This window comes from Vibrio sp. 10N.222.48.A3 (assembly GCF_041475345.1).
Lineage (GTDB): Bacteria > Pseudomonadota > Gammaproteobacteria > Enterobacterales > Vibrionaceae > Vibrio > Vibrio tasmaniensis_A.
Map to the genome: position 1 here is coordinate 1 of NZ_JBFRVX010000658.1, position 2,213 is coordinate 2,213.

Annotated in this window: 1 protein-coding gene; it reads left to right on the top strand. The window is 41.6% G+C overall.

The features are described from left to right. Nucleotides 1-90: 90 nt before the first annotated feature. Nucleotides 91-1,539: a tRNA uracil 4-sulfurtransferase ThiI gene (gene thiI / locus AB4653_RS17905; RefSeq protein WP_009847462.1), complete on the top strand. Its 1,449-nt coding sequence runs from the start codon at nt 91-93 to the stop codon at nt 1,537-1,539. Nucleotides 1,540-2,213 lie beyond the last annotated feature (674 nt).

A 2,213-nucleotide genomic window follows, 5' to 3' on the forward strand; every position in this document is an offset into this window, starting at 1 on the left:
ATCTATTATTGCTTCAATAACTATGTGAAATGACCTTTTACGTGGTGATGAACCTATTAAAATTGTGAACCTTATTGGCGTGAAAGTACTATGAAATTTATTGTTAAGCCCCACCCGGAAATTTTTGTAAAAAGTGAATCGGTGCGTAAGCGCTTCACAAAGATTCTAGAACGTAATATTCGTACTATTCTTCAGCGTCGTACTGAGTCTGTGGCTGTCTTCAACCGCCGTGACCATATCGAAGTGACGTCTGAGAGCGACAAATACTTTAAAGAAACACTTGAAGTATTGACGCAAACTCCGGGTATTCATCACTCCCTTGAAGTTCAGCAATCAGAATTTAAAGACCTGCACAATATTTACGAGCAAGTTCTCGAGCGTAGCGGTGCTCTTATTGAAGGTAAGACTTTCTCTGTACGTGCTAAGCGTCGTGGTAAGCATGATTTTACTTCTATCGAGCTAGAACGCTACGTAGGCGGCGGTCTAAATCAAGCGGTTGAATCAGCAAAAGTAAAACTGAAAAATCCAGATATTACCGTTAAAGTTGAAGTCGAGAACGATAAGCTAAACCAAGTTATTGAACGTCATAAAGGCCTAGGTGGTTTCCCTCTTGGTACTCAAGAAGATCTGCTTAGCTTGATCTCTGGTGGCTTTGATTCTGGTGTTTCAAGCTACTTACACATCAAACGTGGTTCTAAAGTGCATTACTGCTTCTTCAATCTTGGTGGCCCTGCTCACGAGATTGGTGTTAAGCAGGTTTCTCATTATCTATGGGATAAATACGGTTCATCTGCAAAGGTGAAGTTCATCTCTATTGATTTTGAACCTGTAGTTGCAGAGATCCTTGAGAACGTTGAAGACGGTCAAATGGGCGTTGTTCTTAAGCGTATGTTCATGCGTGCTGGTGGTATGGTTGCAGAGCGTTTTGGTATCGAAGCACTAGTAACGGGTGAAGCTCTTGGTCAGGTTTCTAGCCAAACGCTAACTAACCTGCGTCATATCGACAACGTGACGGACACTTTGATCCTTCGTCCACTGATCAACTGGGACAAAGAAGACATCATCGACCTGTCTCGTAAGATTGGTACTGAAGACTTCGCTAAAGTAATGCCTGAGTATTGTGGTGTTATCTCTAAGAAGCCAACCGTGAAAGCGAAGAAAGGCAAACTAGAAGCGGAAGAAGCTAAGTTTAACTTCGAAGTGCTGGAGCAAGTGATCGAGAACGCTCGTATTATGGATATCCGTGATATCGAGAAAGAGAGCCAAGAACAGGCACCAGAAGTGGAGCAAGTTCAAGCCGTTGCTGAGCACGCTGTCGTTCTTGATATCCGTAGCCCAGACGAAGAAGATGAAAGCCCGCTAGAGATCGATGGTGTTGAAATCAAACACATCCCGTTCTTCAAGCTTTCAACTCAGTTTGGTGACCTAGACCAATCGAAAGAGTACTTGTTGTACTGTGACCGTGGTGTCATGAGCCGTCTGCAAGCGCTTTACTTGCAAGAACAAGGCTTCCACAACGTTAAGGTTTACCGCCCATAGTGGTGTGTTGACCAACCGTTAATAATTTTGCAAAGCCGCATACTGAAAAGTAAGCGGCTTTTTTATTGTCTATGATGAAGGATTGACAGTAGACAGAGGCATGCGTTTGGACGTGCTATCGTCATGCTCAGCTTTGAAATTTTGGATTGATAGAACTGGTGAGATCTAAACGGGTCTATAAGTACTGAAGAAGTGTGAGTATCTTGAAGTATTCTGTTACTTTTTAGTGCAACTCAATGGTGCTATTTGTATGTGTTCAGTTGTTTATTTGAGTGGGTGTCTGATTCTGTGATTAGCGATGAAAAATAATAAAGATTAATTAGCACAGCTATTGATAAACTTATTGTTACTTTTCTTTGCACATAAAAAAACACCGCCCATAAGGCGGTGTAAACAAATTTGACAGACAGGTCAAAATAAATACAGGAAGTACATGCCTCGTTTCAGTATAGAACTGCAACAAAACATTTGGTAGAACTCTACCCAACTCGAAAAGAACGAGTTTGCAAACACAACATCGCAGGAGCTAAACCAATTGATTCTAGAGAGAATCAAGCCGTTCAGGCTAGCTGCTGCGGGATGAAATATAGAATTTCTCTGGCCGCTAGGCAATGGACAAATTATAATGTTTCAGATAAAAAAAACTAATGCTTATTTAGAGAGTAACTATGTCT